General features: G+C 66.4%; 19 protein-coding genes. 11 read left to right on the top strand and 8 right to left on the bottom strand.

What is annotated here, in order from left to right:
* Positions 1 to 141: 141 nt before the first annotated feature.
* Entirely contained in the window at positions 142 to 663 is a 522-nt protein-coding gene (locus AB0C34_RS11300; RefSeq protein WP_357069948.1) for a DUF2505 domain-containing protein, read from the top strand.
* A complete protein-coding gene (locus AB0C34_RS11295) occupies positions 633 to 1,436 on the top strand; it encodes a class I SAM-dependent methyltransferase (protein WP_357069946.1) in 804 nt (267 codons plus the stop codon). The genes AB0C34_RS11300 and AB0C34_RS11295 overlap by 31 nt, the downstream gene beginning before the upstream one ends.
* Positions 1,437 to 1,476: 40 nt before the next feature.
* On the opposite strand, the gene AB0C34_RS11290 is transcribed toward AB0C34_RS11295, so the two are convergent.
* Positions 1,477 to 2,085 carry a hypothetical protein gene (locus tag AB0C34_RS11290; protein ID WP_357069945.1) on the bottom strand — a complete coding sequence of 203 codons (609 nt, stop codon included), beginning with the start codon at positions 2,083 to 2,085 and terminating at the stop codon, positions 1,477 to 1,479.
* Between the two features lie 99 nt (positions 2,086 to 2,184).
* Between AB0C34_RS11290 and AB0C34_RS11285 the strand changes: the two genes are divergently transcribed.
* The gene (locus tag AB0C34_RS11285) at positions 2,185 to 2,916 is read left to right on the top strand and encodes a DUF2993 domain-containing protein (protein WP_357069943.1); all 732 of its coding nucleotides are present in this window, start codon (positions 2,185 to 2,187) and stop codon (positions 2,914 to 2,916) included.
* 89 nt (positions 2,917 to 3,005) lie between these two features.
* Here AB0C34_RS11285 and deoC read toward each other — a convergent pair whose 3' ends face one another.
* Positions 3,006 to 3,674, bottom strand: a complete 669-nt coding sequence (deoC, locus tag AB0C34_RS11280) for a deoxyribose-phosphate aldolase (RefSeq protein WP_357069941.1) — start codon at positions 3,672 to 3,674, stop codon at positions 3,006 to 3,008.
* Positions 3,675 to 3,830: 156 nt separating this feature from the next.
* Between deoC and AB0C34_RS11275 the strand changes: the two genes are divergently transcribed.
* Both AB0C34_RS11275 and purU read left to right on the top strand, forming a co-directional pair.
* Positions 3,831 to 4,382, top strand: a complete 552-nt coding sequence (locus AB0C34_RS11275; protein WP_357070149.1) for an N-acetyltransferase — start codon at positions 3,831 to 3,833, stop codon at positions 4,380 to 4,382.
* Between the two features lie 250 nt (positions 4,383 to 4,632).
* Entirely contained in the window at positions 4,633 to 5,523 is an 891-nt protein-coding gene (gene purU / locus AB0C34_RS11270; protein ID WP_357069939.1) for a formyltetrahydrofolate deformylase, read from the top strand.
* Between the two features lie 42 nt (positions 5,524 to 5,565).
* Here purU and AB0C34_RS11265 read toward each other — a convergent pair whose 3' ends face one another.
* The 5 genes from AB0C34_RS11265 to AB0C34_RS11245 all read right to left on the bottom strand — a co-directional run bounded on the left by AB0C34_RS11265 (position 5,566) and on the right by AB0C34_RS11245 (position 9,720).
* A complete protein-coding gene (locus AB0C34_RS11265) occupies positions 5,566 to 6,609 on the bottom strand; it encodes an alpha/beta hydrolase (protein WP_357069937.1) in 1,044 nt (347 codons plus the stop codon).
* 93 nt (positions 6,610 to 6,702) lie between these two features.
* Complete coding sequence (locus AB0C34_RS11260; RefSeq protein ID WP_357070147.1) at positions 6,703 to 6,993, bottom strand: DUF2516 family protein; 291 nt, start codon at positions 6,991 to 6,993, stop codon at positions 6,703 to 6,705.
* Between the two features lie 80 nt (positions 6,994 to 7,073).
* Positions 7,074 to 7,790 (bottom strand): heparin-binding hemagglutinin, encoded by a 717-nt coding sequence (locus tag AB0C34_RS11255; protein WP_357069935.1) that lies wholly within the window; start codon positions 7,788 to 7,790, stop codon positions 7,074 to 7,076.
* The gene (locus tag AB0C34_RS11250; RefSeq protein ID WP_357069933.1) at positions 7,787 to 8,293 is read right to left on the bottom strand and encodes a helix-turn-helix domain-containing protein; all 507 of its coding nucleotides are present in this window, start codon (positions 8,291 to 8,293) and stop codon (positions 7,787 to 7,789) included. Before AB0C34_RS11250 ends, AB0C34_RS11255 begins: the two co-directional genes overlap by 4 nt.
* A 104-nt stretch (positions 8,294 to 8,397) precedes the next feature.
* A complete protein-coding gene (locus AB0C34_RS11245) occupies positions 8,398 to 9,720 on the bottom strand; it encodes a DUF445 family protein (RefSeq protein WP_357069931.1) in 1,323 nt (440 codons plus the stop codon).
* Between the two features lie 249 nt (positions 9,721 to 9,969).
* On the opposite strand from AB0C34_RS11245, the gene AB0C34_RS11240 reads away from it, so the two are divergent.
* From AB0C34_RS11240 to AB0C34_RS11230, 3 genes are all read left to right on the top strand, one after another.
* A complete protein-coding gene (locus tag AB0C34_RS11240) occupies positions 9,970 to 10,638 on the top strand; it encodes a TetR/AcrR family transcriptional regulator (protein WP_357069929.1) in 669 nt (222 codons plus the stop codon).
* A gap of 197 nt (positions 10,639 to 10,835) precedes the next feature.
* A complete protein-coding gene (locus tag AB0C34_RS11235; RefSeq protein WP_357069927.1) occupies positions 10,836 to 12,254 on the top strand; it encodes an AarF/ABC1/UbiB kinase family protein in 1,419 nt (472 codons plus the stop codon).
* Between the two features lie 36 nt (positions 12,255 to 12,290).
* Entirely contained in the window at positions 12,291 to 13,541 is a 1,251-nt protein-coding gene (locus tag AB0C34_RS11230) for a saccharopine dehydrogenase NADP-binding domain-containing protein (RefSeq protein WP_357069925.1), read from the top strand.
* Positions 13,542 to 13,937: 396 nt separating this feature from the next.
* Here the strand turns inward: AB0C34_RS11230 and AB0C34_RS11225 are convergent, their stop codons facing one another.
* Positions 13,938 to 14,681 (bottom strand): GntR family transcriptional regulator, encoded by a 744-nt coding sequence (locus AB0C34_RS11225; protein WP_357069924.1) that lies wholly within the window; start codon positions 14,679 to 14,681, stop codon positions 13,938 to 13,940.
* A gap of 171 nt (positions 14,682 to 14,852) precedes the next feature.
* On the opposite strand from AB0C34_RS11225, the gene AB0C34_RS11220 reads away from it, so the two are divergent.
* From AB0C34_RS11220 to AB0C34_RS11210, 3 genes are read left to right on the top strand one after another with little or no spacing between them, the layout of a single operon-like run.
* A complete protein-coding gene (locus AB0C34_RS11220; RefSeq protein ID WP_357069922.1) occupies positions 14,853 to 15,242 on the top strand; it encodes a hypothetical protein in 390 nt (129 codons plus the stop codon).
* Positions 15,243 to 15,284: 42 nt separating this feature from the next.
* The gene (locus tag AB0C34_RS11215; protein WP_357069919.1) at positions 15,285 to 15,950 is read left to right on the top strand and encodes a hypothetical protein; all 666 of its coding nucleotides are present in this window, start codon (positions 15,285 to 15,287) and stop codon (positions 15,948 to 15,950) included.
* A complete protein-coding gene (locus AB0C34_RS11210) occupies positions 15,947 to 16,675 on the top strand; it encodes an ESX secretion-associated protein EspG (RefSeq protein WP_357069916.1) in 729 nt (242 codons plus the stop codon). Before AB0C34_RS11215 ends, AB0C34_RS11210 begins: the two co-directional genes overlap by 4 nt.
* Positions 16,676 to 16,696: the final 21 nt, after the last annotated feature.

The following is a 16,696-nucleotide window of genomic DNA, read 5'->3' as shown; positions in this document are numbered from 1 at the left end:
GCAGCGGCGACCCCCGCACCGTGCAGACGCGCGGCCATCGATCGGCTGGATGAAGTCACACCGGAATGCGTGTCCGCGCCGCCTCTGGCGAGCACCCGCCCGTCGAGGTATCTGCCACCGGACCCAGTAACGTGTGAGCCCATGGCACGACGATTGGACTATTCCGCACGTTACCCGCTGCACACCACAAAAGAGCTGTACGCGGCGCTGTCGAACCGTGATTACTGGGATGCGCGGATGCAGGAGATGCGGAAGTACTCGCCGGGCAACGAGGTGGTGCGACTGGAGGCCGGCGACGGCGGCATCGAACTCGAACTGCACCACATCCTGCCGCGTGACATGCTGCCGGAGATCGCGCAGACGGTGATGCGCAAGGACATGGTCATCACCCGCAAGGAGAGCTACGGGCCGTTCGGATCGGACGAGATCACCGGCAAGTACTCGGCGTCCATTCCGGCGGGGCCGGGCACCCTCGGCGGAACGATCCGTCTCTTTCCTACCGAGACCGGCTGCACCATGCGTTTCTCCTCGGAGGCGAAGGTGTTCATTCCGATGGTCGGCCCACGCCTGGAGCAGCTGATGCTGGTCAACCTGGTTGACCTGTTCCGCGGCGAGGCCGAGTTCACGGTGCAGTGGCTGGAAGAACACCACCCCGCGCGCTGACCACACCGGTCGGCACCATCACCCGCGGCACCACCGGCGTCAACCGGCTACGCCGCAGTGACCGCTGGCTGATCCACGACGAGCTGGTCGCCACCCGCCTGCAGGACGCGACCGATCCGCTGGTGGTCGATCTCGGGTATGGCGCGAGCCCATGGACCACGTTCGAGCTGGCCGCGCGACTGCGGACGGTGCGCGCCGATGTGCGGGTGGTCGGGCTGGAGATCGACCCGCAGCGCGTTGTCCCCGGTCGCGACGGCGTCGTCTTCGCCCGCGGCGGATTCGAATTGGCCGGGCTGCGACCGGTTGTGGTGCGCGCGTTCAACGTGCTGCGGCAATATCCGGAGTCGGCGGTGCCGGATGCTTGGTCGACCATCCGATCGGCGCTGGCGCCGGAGGGTCTGCTGGTCGACGGCACCTGTGACGAACTCGGTCGGCGCTGCGCGTGGGTCCTGCTCGACCGCACCGGTCCGCGCTCGCTCACGCTGGCCTGGGACCCGTTCACCGTCGAGCGTCCGTCCGAGATCGCCGAGCGTCTTCCGAAAGTGTTGATCCACCGCAATATTCCTGGCGAGCCGATCCATGCCCTGCTCAGCGCCGCCGATCGCGCGTGGGCCCGGGCCGCACCGCTGGCGCCCTACGGCCCGCGCGTCCGCTGGCGCGCAGCGGCGGAGATACTGCGCGCGGATGGTGTCCCGATCCGCCGCTACCGCCGCCTGCGCGACAACGTGCTCACGGTGCCTTGGTCGGCTGTCGCGCCCGCCAGCACAGGCTGATGTCGTCGACTGTCAAGAAAGACGTTGACGCAGAACACCTTCACGCCACAGCGAGGGCGCGGTACACCCTGGTGGCCGCGCGCGGCGACAACCGCGCCCCCACATCGCGGATCTCCTCGCCCGCACAGCGGTGGATGGCGACCGCGTCGGCGACCACCTCGTCCAGCGCGGCCTGACCGATATCGGCTTCGGCGAGGTCGAGCACCGTGCGGACCGGCGTCGTCACCAGGAACGGACCGGCCGATTCGACGTCGCCGGCGGCCAACGAGCGCCGCAGGACCACCAGTCGCGGCGGCGGCGAAGGACGGGCGACACCGACCGACAGGTGCAGAAACCTCGGGCGCAGTCGGCCGAGTCCGTGTAACTCCGCCGCGCTCTGATGCGAGACGGCCGCTGCGCCGTCGAACCACGCCGCCCACATCGCGTATTCGTCGAGCGGACCCTCCGGCCACCCGGCCAGGCGCAGCACCCCCGCCCCGGCCCTGATCACCGAACCGTCGCCGAGCCCAGCCCCGACCCGAGCCGCACATCCGGTGCGCAGCATCTGCCGGGTGGTGAAGAAACCGGCGTGCCGACCTGCCCATCGTCGCAGAACACGCCATCCCTGCTCCGCCGATTCGATCGTGCGGGCCGCCGCATCGCCAGCCATGCGCACCAGGCTACGCTCGATACTTGTGTCACATGTCACATTCGAACCCCTCAATGGCCCCACAGAGACGACACAGAAAGTTCGGGAAGAATCTGTTCCATGGATACGAAAACTCGGTCCACCATGACGATCAACCGGCGAGCGCTACTGATTGCCCTGACCGTGGTCGCTGTTCTGCTCGCCACCGTCCTGATCGGCGGCGAGGCCTACGCCAGGCACACGGTGTCACGGTGCATCAGCGCTCAATTCGAAAAGGATTTGGGTTCGAAGATCGACGTGCGATTCGGTCCCAAGCCTTTGCTGCTCACCTGGATCGACGGCAAGGTGCCCACCGTCCGGGTGAACAGCGCTGACACCAAGTTCGGCCCCGCTATCGGGATGGTCGTCCATGCGACCTTGCACGACGTGGATGTCGCCGACACCAGCGGTGGTGGCGTGATCGGCAGTTCCTCCGCCGATGTCACCTGGAGCAATGAAGGCATCCGGGAGACGCTCGGCGGCTTGGTCAGCGGCGTGAGCTCCTCGGCGAGTTCGGGCATGCTGACGCTGAAGGTGCTCGGTGGTCTCGCCGAAATTCAGGTGAAGCCGCAGATCCAGAACGGCGTCGTTCAGGTGGAAACGATGTCGGCGGAACTGCTCGGCATCGGCATTCCTGCTGACCTGGCACAAAGCATTGTCGACATGTTCACCCAAAGCCTGCAGAGCTACCCCCTAGGCCTTCAGCCGACAGAGATCGAAGTGACCGACTCCGGCCTGACCGTCCAGCTTGCCGGTGGCCGTACCGAACTATCCGCCGTCGCCCCCGCCGAAAACACCAACGTGCGCTGCTGAATCCCACTCCGCTGGTCTCCTGACGAGTGGCGCCTGGCGACCACGCGATCCATCCGGCATGGTGTGCCCGCGAGACTGCGACCACCGAGTCAGGGTGGGAAGCCATCGAGTACATCGCGTGATTTCGACAAGCCCAACCGGGTTGCGCCGGCCGCGATCAGGTCGGCTGCCGCCTCGGCGGTGCGGATGCCGCCGCTGGCCTTCACACCGAGCCTCCCCCCGACTGTTTCCGCCATCAACCGCACCGCGTGTGTGCTCGCACCGCCTGCGGGGTGAAATCCCGTGGAGGTCTTCACGAAATCGGCGCCGGCCCGCTCGGCGGCCCTGCACACCTCGACGATCGCGGCGTCCGGCAACGCGGCGGATTCGATGATGACCTTGAGCAATGCCTGATCGCCCACCGCCTCGCGCACTGTGACGATGTCGGCGAGCACGGCCAGGTAGTCACCGGCCAGCGCCGCGCCGACGTCGATCACCATGTCGACCTCGTCGGCGCCCTGATCGACCGCGAGTCGCGCCTCGGCGCCTTTCACCAGGGAATGATGCTTGCCCGAGGGGAATCCGGCGACCGTCGCGACCGCGAGCCCCGGCGCACGCACCGGCAGCATGGACGGCGACACACAGATCGCGAAGACGCCGAGGGCGCGTGCGTCCTCGACTAGCGCGGTGACATCGGCGATCGTCGCCTCCGGCGCCAGTAGGGTGTGGTCGATCAGGTCGGCCACTTCGGCTCTGGTGAGCGACGCGGAACTTGCCATGGAGTGAGAGTTTGGCACACCGAGGACGGATTCCATTGCGCGCCTGGCAGCGCATCCCGCACACTCTTAGCTGGTGGCAAGTCGAGACGAGTGACACCCGGTCGAGGTGACTAACGTGTGCGGATGAGGCCCCACTTCGTTCGGGAGGAGACGACCGTGTTGATCCGTCGCGAACATGCTGACGACGCCACTGCGATCGCGGCGGTGCATCGCAGCGCGTTCGGACCGCAATATGCCGATCGCATCGATATCGCCGCGCCGGCGGCCGATGGCAACGTGGAACCGCCCGAGGTGGACCTGATCACCCGGCTGCGCAGTGATGATTGCTGGATGCCCACCCTGTCGATGGTGGCGATCGAGCGCGACACCGTGATCGGCCACTTGTGCCTGACCAGAGCGGCGGTCGGCCCTTTCCCGGTGCTGGCGCTCGGACCGATCGGGGTGCTCGCCGACCACCAGGGCGGCGGAGTCGGCTCGGCGCTCATGCACGCGGCCCTGGGCGCCGCCGACGCGCTCGACGAACCGCTGATCGGTGTCCTCGGCAACCTGGAGTTCTATCTGCGCTTCGGCTTCGTCCCCGCCGCCCGGCTCGGCATCACCCCCGACGAGCCGGACTGGGCCATCCACTTCCATGTTCGGCCGCTGTCGGCCTACGAGGTACAGATCGCCGGCGAATTCCGCTACGCGGAGCCGTTTTACGACCTCTGACTCGTCACGAGCCGCCCGGGTCGACCTGCTCGGTCAGCACGACCGCATTGCGCTGCCACTCGTTATAGCCCCGGGCAGGTATCGGAGCAGGTGGCGCGGATGCGTGCTGGCGTACCGCAGTCAGCGAGTTTCGGCAGCGAACCCGAGCACGGCCTGCGCCACCGCGGTGGGCGCGAGACCCGAACGGGGCGCGAGCCCGCCGCGCGAAGGCGCGGCAAATCCAACACATCCCACCTGGGAGGATGAACCCATGAGTTCCGCTCCACCCCTCCAGGACGACCGCCGGTACGTGCTGACCCTGGGCTGCCCGGACCGTCCTGGCATCATCGCCGGGATCACTTCGTTCATCGCCGAGTTCGGTGGCTCGATCGTGGAGGCCGGTTACCACTCCGACCCGGATATCGGCTGGTTCTTCACCCGCCAGGCGATCAAAGCCACTACGGTGCCGTTCGGCCTGGCGGAACTGCGCGACCGGTTCGCCGATGTGGCAGCTCGCCTCGGTACCGAGACCGAATGGCAATTGCTCGACTCGAGCCAGCGGCGCCGCGCCGTCCTACTGGTCAGCAAGCACGGCCACTGTCTGCACGATCTGCTCGGACGCGCCGCGAGCGGCGAGCTGCCCGCCACCATCGAAGCAGTGATCGGCAACCACCCGGATCTGGCGGCGATGACCGAGGCACACGGCGTGAAATTTCACTACGTGCCGTTCGCCAAGGATCCGGCCCGGCGCGGGCCTGCCTTCGAGGAGGTGCGGGCGCTGGTGGATGGGCACGACCCGCACGCGGTGGTGTTGGCCCGCTTCATGCAGGTGTTGCCCGCCGAGTTGTGTGAGCACTGGGCCGGCAGGGCGATCAACATCCACCACAGCTTCCTGCCGTCGTTCGTCGGCGCGCGCCCCTATCATCAGGCGTTTGCTCGCGGGGTGAAGCTGATCGGCGCGACCTGTCATTACGTGACGCCGGAACTGGATGCGGGCCCGATCATCGAGCAGGACGTCATTCGCATCGACCACGCCGATGACGTCCGCGATATGGTCCGCCAGGGCCGCGACATCGAGCGAGTCGTGCTGGCCCGTGGGCTGCGCTGGCATCTGGAAGGGCGGGTGCTGGTCCACGGTCGGCGGACGGTGGTGTTCTCCTGACCGCGAATCGGGGCCCGGCCGCGCACCGCGGCATCAGCGATGTCAGCCTGCGATGTCGGCCCGGCCGTGGTTGTCCACCGCGACGACTACGCGCCGGAGTTCCTCGTTGAACCGTTCGTAGGCTTCCAGGTTGCCGAGGTGCCCGGTGGGCAGCACTTCGTAGCGCACGAAACTGCCGTTCTCCCTCAGCGTCTCGACGATCCGCTGGGAGTGCACCGATGGCGTCAGGTCGTCGAACTCGCCAGCGATCACCGTGGTGGGCACCACCAGGCTGCGTGCCGACTCGCTGACGTCGATCCGGGCCAGCACGAGGCCGAATTTCGAACGGACCAGAGTCGGGCAGGACCGCACGATCGCCATGCTGAACTCCACTACGTCCCCCCGCGCGTCGGTGCTCATGATCTGGCGGGCGAACAGCCGGCGCACCGGCACGATGGGTGGGAAGAAGAGCGGGGCGCCGAGGCCGAGCCTGCCGAACAGGAACGGCAGCGGCACCTTCAGTTGCAGCAGCCGCTGGGGCCGGTTCAGCAGCGGCACCACGGTGGTCTCGAGGATCAGCCGGTCCGACGCGGTGTTGGTCAGCAGCGCCGCGAGCGCCTGCTTCGCGACTCGGTCGGGGTAGCGCCCCGCCCACGCCTGCAAGGTCATGCCGCCGAGGCTGTGTCCGACCAGTACGGCCCGCCGACCGGGCGCGAGCGCGGCATCCAATACCGCGGCCAAGTCGTCGGCAAGTAGATCGATGCTCAGCCGGCTCGAGCCGTATGTGCTCTCGCCATGACCGCGTTGGTCGTAGGCGATCACTCGGTACTCGCCGGCGAAGGCGTTGATCTGGGGATTCCAGTATTCGATGCAGCAGGTCCACCCGTGGACCAGCACGATGGCCGGGCGATCGGCCGGGCCGTAGGCATGCACCCGGAGCCGGGCACCGTCTTGGGTTCGGACGGGAATGACCTCGTGCGCGACCGTCGGGAGGTTCAGCGCTGCGGTGTCGTAGCTGCGCGAACGCAGATTTGCGCGGTGTGCGTCGCGCAGATCCCGGAGCAAACCCGGGAAACTCGACAACGCGGTCGGCAGTAGGGCACGCATCGGACACTCCTTTGTGTTACTGCTAGATACAGTAAGCCCGATTTGTGCCGCCTGCCAGTGCAAGCCTCGGCGAATTACTCCGAAATCAGCGCCTCACCAGCGCGGACCCCGCTGAATTTCGTCGACCTTCGGTCGCACGTCGGCGAGGTAGATACCGGTCGCGATGATCGCAGCAAAAGAAAGCAAGCCGAGTCCCGCCGGCGAGAGCAGGAGCACGAACACAGCCACCCCCAGAATCGCCAACCAGATCGGCTTGGTCAGTTTGTCCACGGCGGTGAACGCGTCCGAACGCTGACGCACGGCGTGGATCAGCGCGAAGATCGTCGCACCGAGCGCCGCCAGCCACAGCGCCAGCAGGATCATCCCGGTCAGTCCGTGCACCATATTCACCCACTCATCATAGAAGCAACGCCCCCGCATACCGGGGTGTGCGGGGGCGGAGCAACGGGGTCACCCGCGCGGGCTCAGAACTTTTTCGGAGCGGCCTTCTTCGCCGGAGCCTTCTTGGCCGCAGCAGCCTTCTTGACCGGAGCCTTCTTCGCCGCACCGTTCGTGACCGGCGCCGGAGTGGACTCCGTGGTGACCTCGACGACCTCGGCGTCGACGACCGGCGCTTCGTCCTCGGTCACCTCCTCGGCCTTCACCGGCCGGCCGAGCAGGCCGTTGACCCGCTCCAGCACTTCCTCGGCGCGACTCACCGCGTCGCCGTACAGTGTCTCGACCCGGCCGATCCGGTCCTCGACCAGGTGATTGGCGCGCAGCCGCTCGACGGTCTCCTCGCCGCGGACCGCGAGGTCGGCGTAGATGTCGAGCACCTGGTGGTAGTACTTCTCCGCTAGCGCGCGCAGTTCCTCGGAAGTGAACTTCTCGCGCAGCTCGGCCAGGTCCTCGGGCAGCTCCGAGGGCAGGCCGGCGAGCCGCTCGCGCAGCGACTCGAACTGGGCTTGCACATCGGCAGGCACGGTGGCGAAGCGCTCACGCGCCTCCCCCACCCGGGCTTGCACATCGGCGGGCACGTTGGCGAAGCGCTCACGCGCCTCTTCCACGCGGGTCTGCACGTCGGTGGCGCCCGCGCGCTCCCGCACCTGCGCGACCACGTCGTTGACTGCGGTGTAGAGGGCATCGCCCGCACCGACGGTGGCGAGCAGCGGCTTGGACACGGTGGCGTTCTTCTCGGTCATGATGTTTCGCTCTCCTGGCGTGGCGGAGTGTCGGTTGTCGTGCGCGGAACTTCGCTGTCCCATTCATCCCCCCATGCCTCGTTCCCACCGTTTTCCCGGCGGAACGATTCATAGATGTCCAGCAGCACCTGCTTCTGTCGCTCGCTGATCGAGACGTCGGCAAGCAGGGCATCCCGGACCGGACTGTGCGGCCGCTGCTCGAGGTAGCCAGCCCGTATGTACAAAACCTCCGAGGAGACCCGTAGCGCCTTCGCGATCTGCGTGAGTACTTCGGCGGACGGATTGCGCAATCCGCGCTCGATCTGACTGAGGTACGGATTACTCACCCCCGCCAGCTGAGCGAGTTGACGAAGCGAGACTTGCGCAGCTTCACGCTGCGCCCTGATGAAACCACCGATGTCGTGCGCCGCGCTGACGACGCGACCCCCTCGTTCTCCGACGCCGGACGATCGCCCGTCCGGGCTGCCGGTGTACTCGGTGGAAACCTCGGACTGGTCTGCCATCACTCACCTTCTGGCGGTTGTACGGGTTGATTCTAAATCAGCGTGCTAGCTATTGCAAGCACTCTGCTAGCGCTACTCGCGCAAGCATCGGATGGCGCCGCGGGTCAGCCGCCGAACATCAGATGAGAAATCGTGTAGATCGCCAGCCCGGCAAGCGAACCGACGACCGTTCCGTTGATGCGGATGAATTGCAGATCCCGGCCTACCTGCAATTCGATCTTTTTACTCGCTTCCTCGGCATCCCACCTGGCCACCGTGTCGGTGACCAGAGTGCTGATTTCACTCGCATAGTTTTCCACCAGATAGCGAGCGCCGCGGTCGATCCAGCCGTCCACACTCGCGCGCATATCGGCGTCGTCGCGTAGCCGCTCACCGAGCTGCTGGACGTTCTCGGCGACCTTGCGCCGCAGCGTGCTGTTCGGATCATCGGCCGATTCCAGGATGAGCCGTTTGGCCGCACGCCAGGTGGCCTCGGCCATTCCGGTGATTTCCTCACGACCCATGATCTGCGACTTGATCCGCTCTGCCTTCTTGATCATGGCCTCGTCGTGTTGCAGGTCGTCGGCGAAATCCTCGAGAAACCGATTCGCCGCGTGGCGCACTTCGTGCTCCGGGTTGGAGCGGATCTTCCAGGTGAACTCGACCAGTTCCCGGTAGATCCGTTCGGAAAGCAGGATGTTGACGAATTTCGGAGCCCATGGCGGCGCGTCCCGCAACACGATCCGGTCGATCGTCTCCTGCGAACTGAGCGCCCACTGGTGCGCGCGTTCGGCAAGCATGTCCAGTAGCGGAAGTTGCCGGTTGTCGGCGAGCAACTCGGCGAGCACCCGCCCGATCGGCGGGCCCCACTGCGGCTCGGCGATCCGCTTGACGATGGTGTTGTCGATGACCTGCTCCACGTCCTCGTCCCGCAGCACACCGACCACCGCGCGCAGGATCGTCGAACTCTCCTGCGCCACCCGGGCGGCGTGCCGTGGATCGGCCATCCAGCGCCCGACTCGCCAGGAGACCCGCGCAGAGCGCAGTTTGGCCGAAACCACCTCCGGCGCGAGAAAATTCGTGCCGACGAAAGCGCCGAGACTAGCCCCGAGCTGGTCTTTCTTCTTCCGGATGATCGCGGTGTGTGGAATGGGCAGGCCGAACGGATGCCGAAACAGCGCAGTCACCGCGAACCAGTCCGCCAGCGCGCCCACCATGCCCGCCTCCGAGGCGGCCCGCAGGTACCCGACCCAGTCGCCGCCCGCACCGCGCGACTCCATCCACCGGCAGAACAGATAGATCGCCGTGGCCAGCGCGAGCAGACCGGTGGCGAACGCCTTCATCCGCCACAGGTCACGCCGCTTGGCCGCCTCGTCGAGCACCGCGGCGAGGCCGAGGGGCGCGGCGTAACTATCCAGAACCGCGGTGTTGCCGGGAACTTTCTGCATGCACCCATTCTGCTGTCCCCGCAGACGGAGGCGGGTTCACGCCGGAAACTCACCCCGCCCGGTGCCGACCGAGCGCCGACGGTGTGGTTCCTACCGCATCCGGCCGCAATCACCCCAATCACCGATTGCCGGGACATAAGCTGGTAGCGATCGAACCAGTGACGAACGAGGGAGCCCACGCTGTCCACCGAAGACCTTGTCGACATCGGCGAGTTCGCCGAGCGACCGTCGGCGGTGCGCGGCGGCCGGATGGACGGCCGCAAGCGCCGGTGGCGGCAGCACAAGATCGATCGACGTGAGGAGCTCGTCGACGGCACCCTGGCCGCCGTGCGGGCCCGCGGAAGCACCGCGGGGATGGACGAGATCGCCGCCGAGATCGGCGTCTCCAAAACCGTCCTCTACCGGTATTTCTCCGACAAGAACGACCTGGTCCACGCGACCATGCAGCGGTTCATCGAAACCACGCTGATGCCGAAGGTATACGGCGCGATCAGTCTGGAAGCCGACGAGTACCAACTGGTCCGCTCGGCCTTGGCCGAGTACGTCGGCACCGTCGATGAAGACCCCGAGGTCTACCGCTTCATCATGGGCAACGGTTCGGCCGACCAGTCCTCACTCGCGGAGTTCGAGAAACTCTTCGCCGAAGTGGTGTGCACAGTCATCACCGATCGCGCACGGGAACGCGGCATCCAGACCGAGGGCGCCGCACTGGCATCGTATGTACTGGTCGGCGGTATTCAGTTGGCGACGCACTGGTGGACGACCAACAAGTCACTCGCCCGCGAGGACGTGATCGACTACCTGACCATGCTGGCCTGGAGCGCTATCGAGGGCATGGCACGGGCGGGCGGCTCGCCCGCGACGTTCAACGCGCAACCGCACCAGTTGCCTGCCTCGGAATCCGCCGCGGAGAACTGATCGGTCGTCCCCACGGCGGTTCACCCGAGGCGCTAGCTGGGCTGCTTGCAAAAGTTCATCATCCTGCTCGACATTTCCGAAGCGTTGGCTAGTCTGAATCCCGAGCGATGCGCCGAGTGCGCTGCCGCACCGCCCGTACCGCACTCGGTGGTGCGGGGCGCCATGCGCGCACGCGAGCTACCAACGGAGGTACCTCGATGGCGAAGCAAGTACCGACCTCACGGCTTGCTCGTGGCACCAAGCTGGGTGCGGTCGCAGCCGGATCGGTGCTTCGCACTCAACGCGCGCGGTTGACCATGCGGGGCAGGTCCGAAGCCGTCCGAGCGAAAATGGCCGAGGAATCCATGCTGCGCACCACCGAACAGGTGGTCATGGTGCTTGGCACCATGAAGGGCGTGGCGATGAAACTCGGGCAGATGATGTCGGTGCTCGACCTGGATCTGGTGCCCGAAGATCACCGGGAGCGATTCCAGAGGCGCCTTGCCGTGCTGCGGAACGCGGCGCCGACGGTCTCCTTCAGCGCGATGCGCCAGGTGATCGAGGACGATTTCGGCAGGCCGCTGGACACGGTGTTCCGCGAGTTCGAGTCCGAGCCGATCGCCGCCGCCTCGATCGGCCAGGTGTACCGGGCGCGGCTGCACGACGGCAGACAGGTCGCGGTGAAAGTGCAGTACCCCGGCATCGACGCCGCGGTGCGCGCGGATCTGAAGAACCTCACCATGTTCCGGCGCGTGCTACAGTCCGCGCTGCCGTGGGTGACTCCCGCCGTGCTGGACGAACTACGGCTGAACATGGAGAGCGAACTCGACTATCAGGCCGAGGCCGCCACCCAGCGGCAGATCTCCGAGCTCTACGCCGGGCATCCGTTCATCGTCGTGCCGCGCGCACTACCTGAGCTCAGCACCACCAGGGTGCTGGTCACCGAATATGTTGTGGGCAAGGGTTTCGAGGAGATCCGGCAGCTGCCGGCCGCGGAGCGCGACCGGATCGGCGAGATCCTCTATCGGTTCTACGTCGGTTCACTGTTCACGTTCAACGAGTTCTGCGGCGACCCGCATCCGGGCAACATGCTGCTCGCCGCCGACGGACGGGTCGGTTTTGTGGATTTCGGGCTGTTCAATCGGATGGATCCCGAACACGTGCGGTTCGAACTGATCTGCTTGCGCGCTGCCGCTGAGGACCGCGCGGAAGATCTGCGGGAGTTGATGATCCAGCGCGGCGTGATCGATTCGCCGCAGGAGATCGACGCCGACGAGTGCTTGGAATACGTGCTGGCCGCATCGGAATGGTGTCTGGTCGACGAGGAACTGACGATCACGCCGGAGCTCGCCAGCGGCGCGTTCCTGCTCGCGGTCGACCCGAGAGCCGGCGAGTTCACCGGCATGAAACAGCAGAACCTGCCGCCGGAGCACCTGTTCTCCCGCCGCGCGGACTTTCTGACCTTCGGCATGCTCGGCCAGCTCGGATCGACCGCGAATTGGCATCGCATCGCCAGGGAATGGCTCTACGACGAACCACCGGTCACCGAGCTGGGTATTGCGCATCGTGCCTGGCTTGTCAACCATCCGGCCTTCGCGCCGAAGCGGGCGCGGTTGCGAACGAACTCCACGAAGTAGCCGCCGGACAGGCGGCTCGACCCCAGAACGGAAACCATGGCAGACACTCGCGAATTCGACCTCACCCTGTTCGGCGCGACCGGTTTCGTCGGCAAACTGACCGCACAGTACCTCGTCGGCGCCGCACCGGAATCGGCCCGCATCGCGCTGGCCGGGCGATCGCTGGACAAACTCACCGCCGTTCGCGACGAACTCGGGCCGAAAGCCGCCGGCTGGGGCATGGTGGTGGCCGACTCGACCGATCAGGCCGGGCTGGACGAGTTGGCCGCGCGGACCAAGGTGGTCGTCACCACCGTCGGCCCCTACCTGCGCTACGGGCTGCCCCTGGTCGCGGCGTGCGCCAAGAGCGGAACCCACTACGCCGACCTCACCGGTGAGCCGCTGTTCATCCGCGACGCCATCGACGCCCACCATGAGCAGGCCGTCCAGACGGGCGCGAAGATCGTGAATTCCTGTGGTTACGACTCGATTCCGTCCGACCTGAGCGTGTACCAACTCTACCGCCGCACGATCGAGGACAACACCGGGGAACTCACCGACACCACCCTGGTGGCCGCGCTGAAGGGCGGGGTCAGCGGTGCCACCATCGATTCCGGGCGAGCCATGATGGAGACGATCGCCGCCGACCCGGCCAAGGGATCGGTACTGTCACATCCGTATTCGCTCAGCCCGGACAAGTCGATGGATCCGGATGTCGGCCGCCAGTCCGATCAGGCGCTGTCACGGGCGAGCGCGATCGACCCGAGCTTGGACGGCTGGGTGGGCACCTTCGTCATGGCCTCGCACAACACCAAGATCGTGCGCCGCACCAACGGACTGCTCGGCTGGGTTTACGGCAAGAATTTCCGCTACCGCGAGGTGATGAGCGCCGGGAAGTCGCGGGTCGCGCCGCTCATCGCGGCAGGAATGGCGGGCGGCATCGTCGCGGGCATGACAGTAGGGGCACTGCTCTCGCGGGCGTCGGCGGGCCGCAAGTTGTTGGACCGAGTGCTGCCCAAGCCGGGTACCGGACCGAGCGAAAAGGTGCGTGAGAGTGGTTGGTTCAGTATGAAGACATTCGCGCATACCAGCTCGGGTGCGAAATATGTGTCGACCTTCTTCGGTACCGGTGACCCCGGCTACCAAGCCACGGCGGTTATGCTCGGCGAGAGTGGGCTGTGTCTTGCGTTCGACTCCGACCAGCCGCCCAGCCAGGCGGGAATCCTCACACCAGCCGCTGCGATGGGCAACGCCCTTACCGATCGACTGCGAACGGCCGGCATGACGATCACCGTCGAACGCGCCTGAGCGGCAGGACACGTGGTGACCACAGGGTAAGAACGGCCCCTGCGGCTGATGCTGCCGTCTCGCTTCGAGCCAGGGGCCGTTCGCACTTCGCTCGAGCCCGGATACCACACCCGCAGTATGCGACGGCGTGACCGAGGGGGGTCAGGGAACTGGAGACACCCCGCCGAGGGCGACCATACGGCGGAGAATATCCGGGGACAGGGCGAGTTCGAATTCTGTTCCGCTGCTTTCGAAAAGGAAGGAAAGGCAATTGTCTCGGGTCGGCGGCGCCAGTCGGACAGAGCACTGTTCTCCCACCATGACCCAACTACCGATAGTCAACTGATCGGACATCGCGCACTCCCCACCCTTCGACACTTCCGACAAGTGGACTATGCCACTGGCGATCCGCGGGTGTCAACGGCGGAAAATGGCCGTTGAGCTGGTGGGATACTCATGCTGGAGTACCCAGTGGCCGGGCGGGTGGATCACCTCGTCGAACTCGATCGCCACCCCGTCGGCATCATGGACACTGCGGTGCCGGACCAATACCGCAGCAGGTCGCGGCAACGTGAGATGTCGGCGTTCGGCGGCTGTCGGCAAGCGCGCAGAGACCCGCTCTCGAATCATCACGGCGCCACGCCCGAGGGTGGACTCCAGGTAGCCTAGCGTTCCGCCGGGCAATCGCTCGGTGTCCAGCAGCCGAACGGCGAACTCGGCGAACCGACCGGGGAACCAGGACGTCACCAACTCTGGACCGGAGTCGTTGGCGATCAACCGCTTTCGCATGACCACCGCACTGTCCCGCGACAATCCGAGCGCATCGGTGACCGCGCGCGGGCCCGCGACCATCGCCGTTTCCAGCGCCGTCACCGACTCATCCACCGCGAAAGACGTCACGTACCTCGGTTCGTGCTCGCGCATCAGAGCAGCGCGATCGGCTACGTAGGTTCCCGACCCGCGTCGTGATTCCACGACGCCTTGCCGCCGTAAGACGTTCAGTGCCTTGGCCGCGGTGGGGCGGGCGACCTTCCAGCGTGCGGCGAGTTCCCGCTCAGAGGGTACTTCGGCGCCGGGAGCAAGGTCACCGCACTCGATCCGGTCACGGAGATGCCGCGAGATTCGAAGATATTTCGGGAGTACATCGTCGATTTCGGCCACCGGTCGCCTTCCGCCGCGAACACCGCCCTCCGACCATCTACCAGTCTAACAACGGCGTGGCCGTGCACCGAAGGCCCGTACCGAGCCTGTCCCACAAGGTATTACCGAGAGCTAGAGTTGCCGGACCAGTACAGCGCGGTACATGCAGGACCGAGCGGAAGGGGCTTCCCGATGGCTGTACCCGATACCGGGCAGGGGACGGCACGAAAGCTGTACGCGGCGGCCGTCAGTGAAGGCGGCGGCGCGCCCTTCGAACTGGACACCGCGGTCGCCGAAAACCTCGCCGCGGCATGCGACAAACTGGTCGACGACCTCCATCGGGCGATGGCCGACGGACATCTCGTCACCACCGTGACCGGCTTTCCCGACCTACCGACCGGACACGGCCTCACCCGCGGATTCGAGGACAAGGGGAGGCAGTATCTGGACACCCTCGCCGCGTTCCAGGAGACGGCGCTGCTGTTCAAGGCCGCGTACCTGGCAGCGGCCAATCGGATCGCCGACGCCGAGGCCGCGAACCAGGCGGCGCTCACGCTGGTCACCGAGTACCTGGCGCCGTAATGAGCACGCCTATCCGCGCCGAGAGCGACTGAGGGGGAAAATATGGCAGACTCTGCAGCCCGCGCCGCTGCCGACGGTATCCGGCGAGAACTCGCCGGGTTCACCGGCGGGGCAACCGACCCCGCCTTCGCGCCGGATCGGGAACTGTTCGGCGCCTACACCCATCAGCAGATCTGGGACATGGTGCACGAAGAGCTCGATCCGGCTGCACTCGGCAGGACCGCGCAGGCGTGGCAGGCGAATGCCCACGCAGTCGCCGAAGCGTTCCAAGTCTTCTCCGACGCCACGAACCGCGAGTTCGCGCGCTGGTCCGGCCGCGCCGCGGACGCCGCGGTGCGTGCGACAAGGGAATTCGTCGGTGCGAGCACCGAGGCGCATGATGTGTTGCGCGCGGTGGCGCGCCTGATGGAGTTGAATGGCGATGCCGCGCAAACGATCCGGGGCGCGATCCCGGCACCGCAGCGGTATCGGCCGCTGGACGACCCGGCTGCCGAGGCGGTGTACGGCGGAAAACGTAGGATGGATCACGACAGTGCGGCGGCCGACATCGAGGCGGATGTCCGGGACACGATGACCTACGTTTACACCCCGACCATGCCTGCCTCTGGCGACCATGTTCCGCAGTTTCCTCGACCGCAGGAAGGTCCGGCGGCAGACACTGGCGCATCGCCTGATCCCGGCCCCTGCCGCGGAGGCGGCACGCGGTGAAATGGGTGCTCACCCCGGACGAATTCACGCACGTCTGGGCGAACGAAACAGGCCTGGACCGGAGACCGTACCCGATCAACATAGTCCCGTCGGCCACCGTGCGCACCGAATCGGATTACCGCGCGCTGCGTTTGCCACAGCGGTTCGCCCGCCAAACAGACCCCGACCTGGCCGCCGCGCTGATACTCTGCGCCCGCGGCGACGCCACCACGATCACCATCTCCGGCGAGCGCTCGACAGCAGCGCACAACAATGACATCGTGGGCGACCCCGATCGAATTCTGGCTTTCGCGGCAGTGGTGCACAACCACGCGGGCATTCTGATCGCCACCCCCGACAAAGTGACCGTCCTGATGTGCCACACACGCGCACTGGGGGAACGCCTGGTACAGATCATCGGCTCAGCGCAGCCGGGTCGACTCGGCCCGATGCGCGAGCCGCAAGAAGCGGTACTGAGCCCTGACCATCCCGAAGCCGTCACCACCACCAGCGAGCGCGGCGCGGCGCGGTTCCGCCAGACCCTGCGCAAACCGGTCGACGCGCGCGGCTTCATCACCGTCACCGTGGAACCGGACAACCCGATGTCGCCGCCTACTCGCCACCGCACCTGGCTCGACTTCACCAACGACGGCCGCTACCTGCTGGCCACCGCACACGACCTCGTTCTCACTCCGGTCTCCGACGAGGAATTCGCCGCACAACTCCTGCGCCTCGCCGGGGTGTGACGGGGCGGGCGCTGCGTGGGT

Origin of the sequence: Nocardia sp. NPDC049220 (assembly GCF_040647855.1) — a bacterium.
GTDB lineage: Bacteria > Actinomycetota > Actinomycetes > Mycobacteriales > Mycobacteriaceae > Nocardia.
Note: the sequence above shows the minus strand (reverse complement) of the source record. Positions and strands in the feature narration are given on the sequence as shown.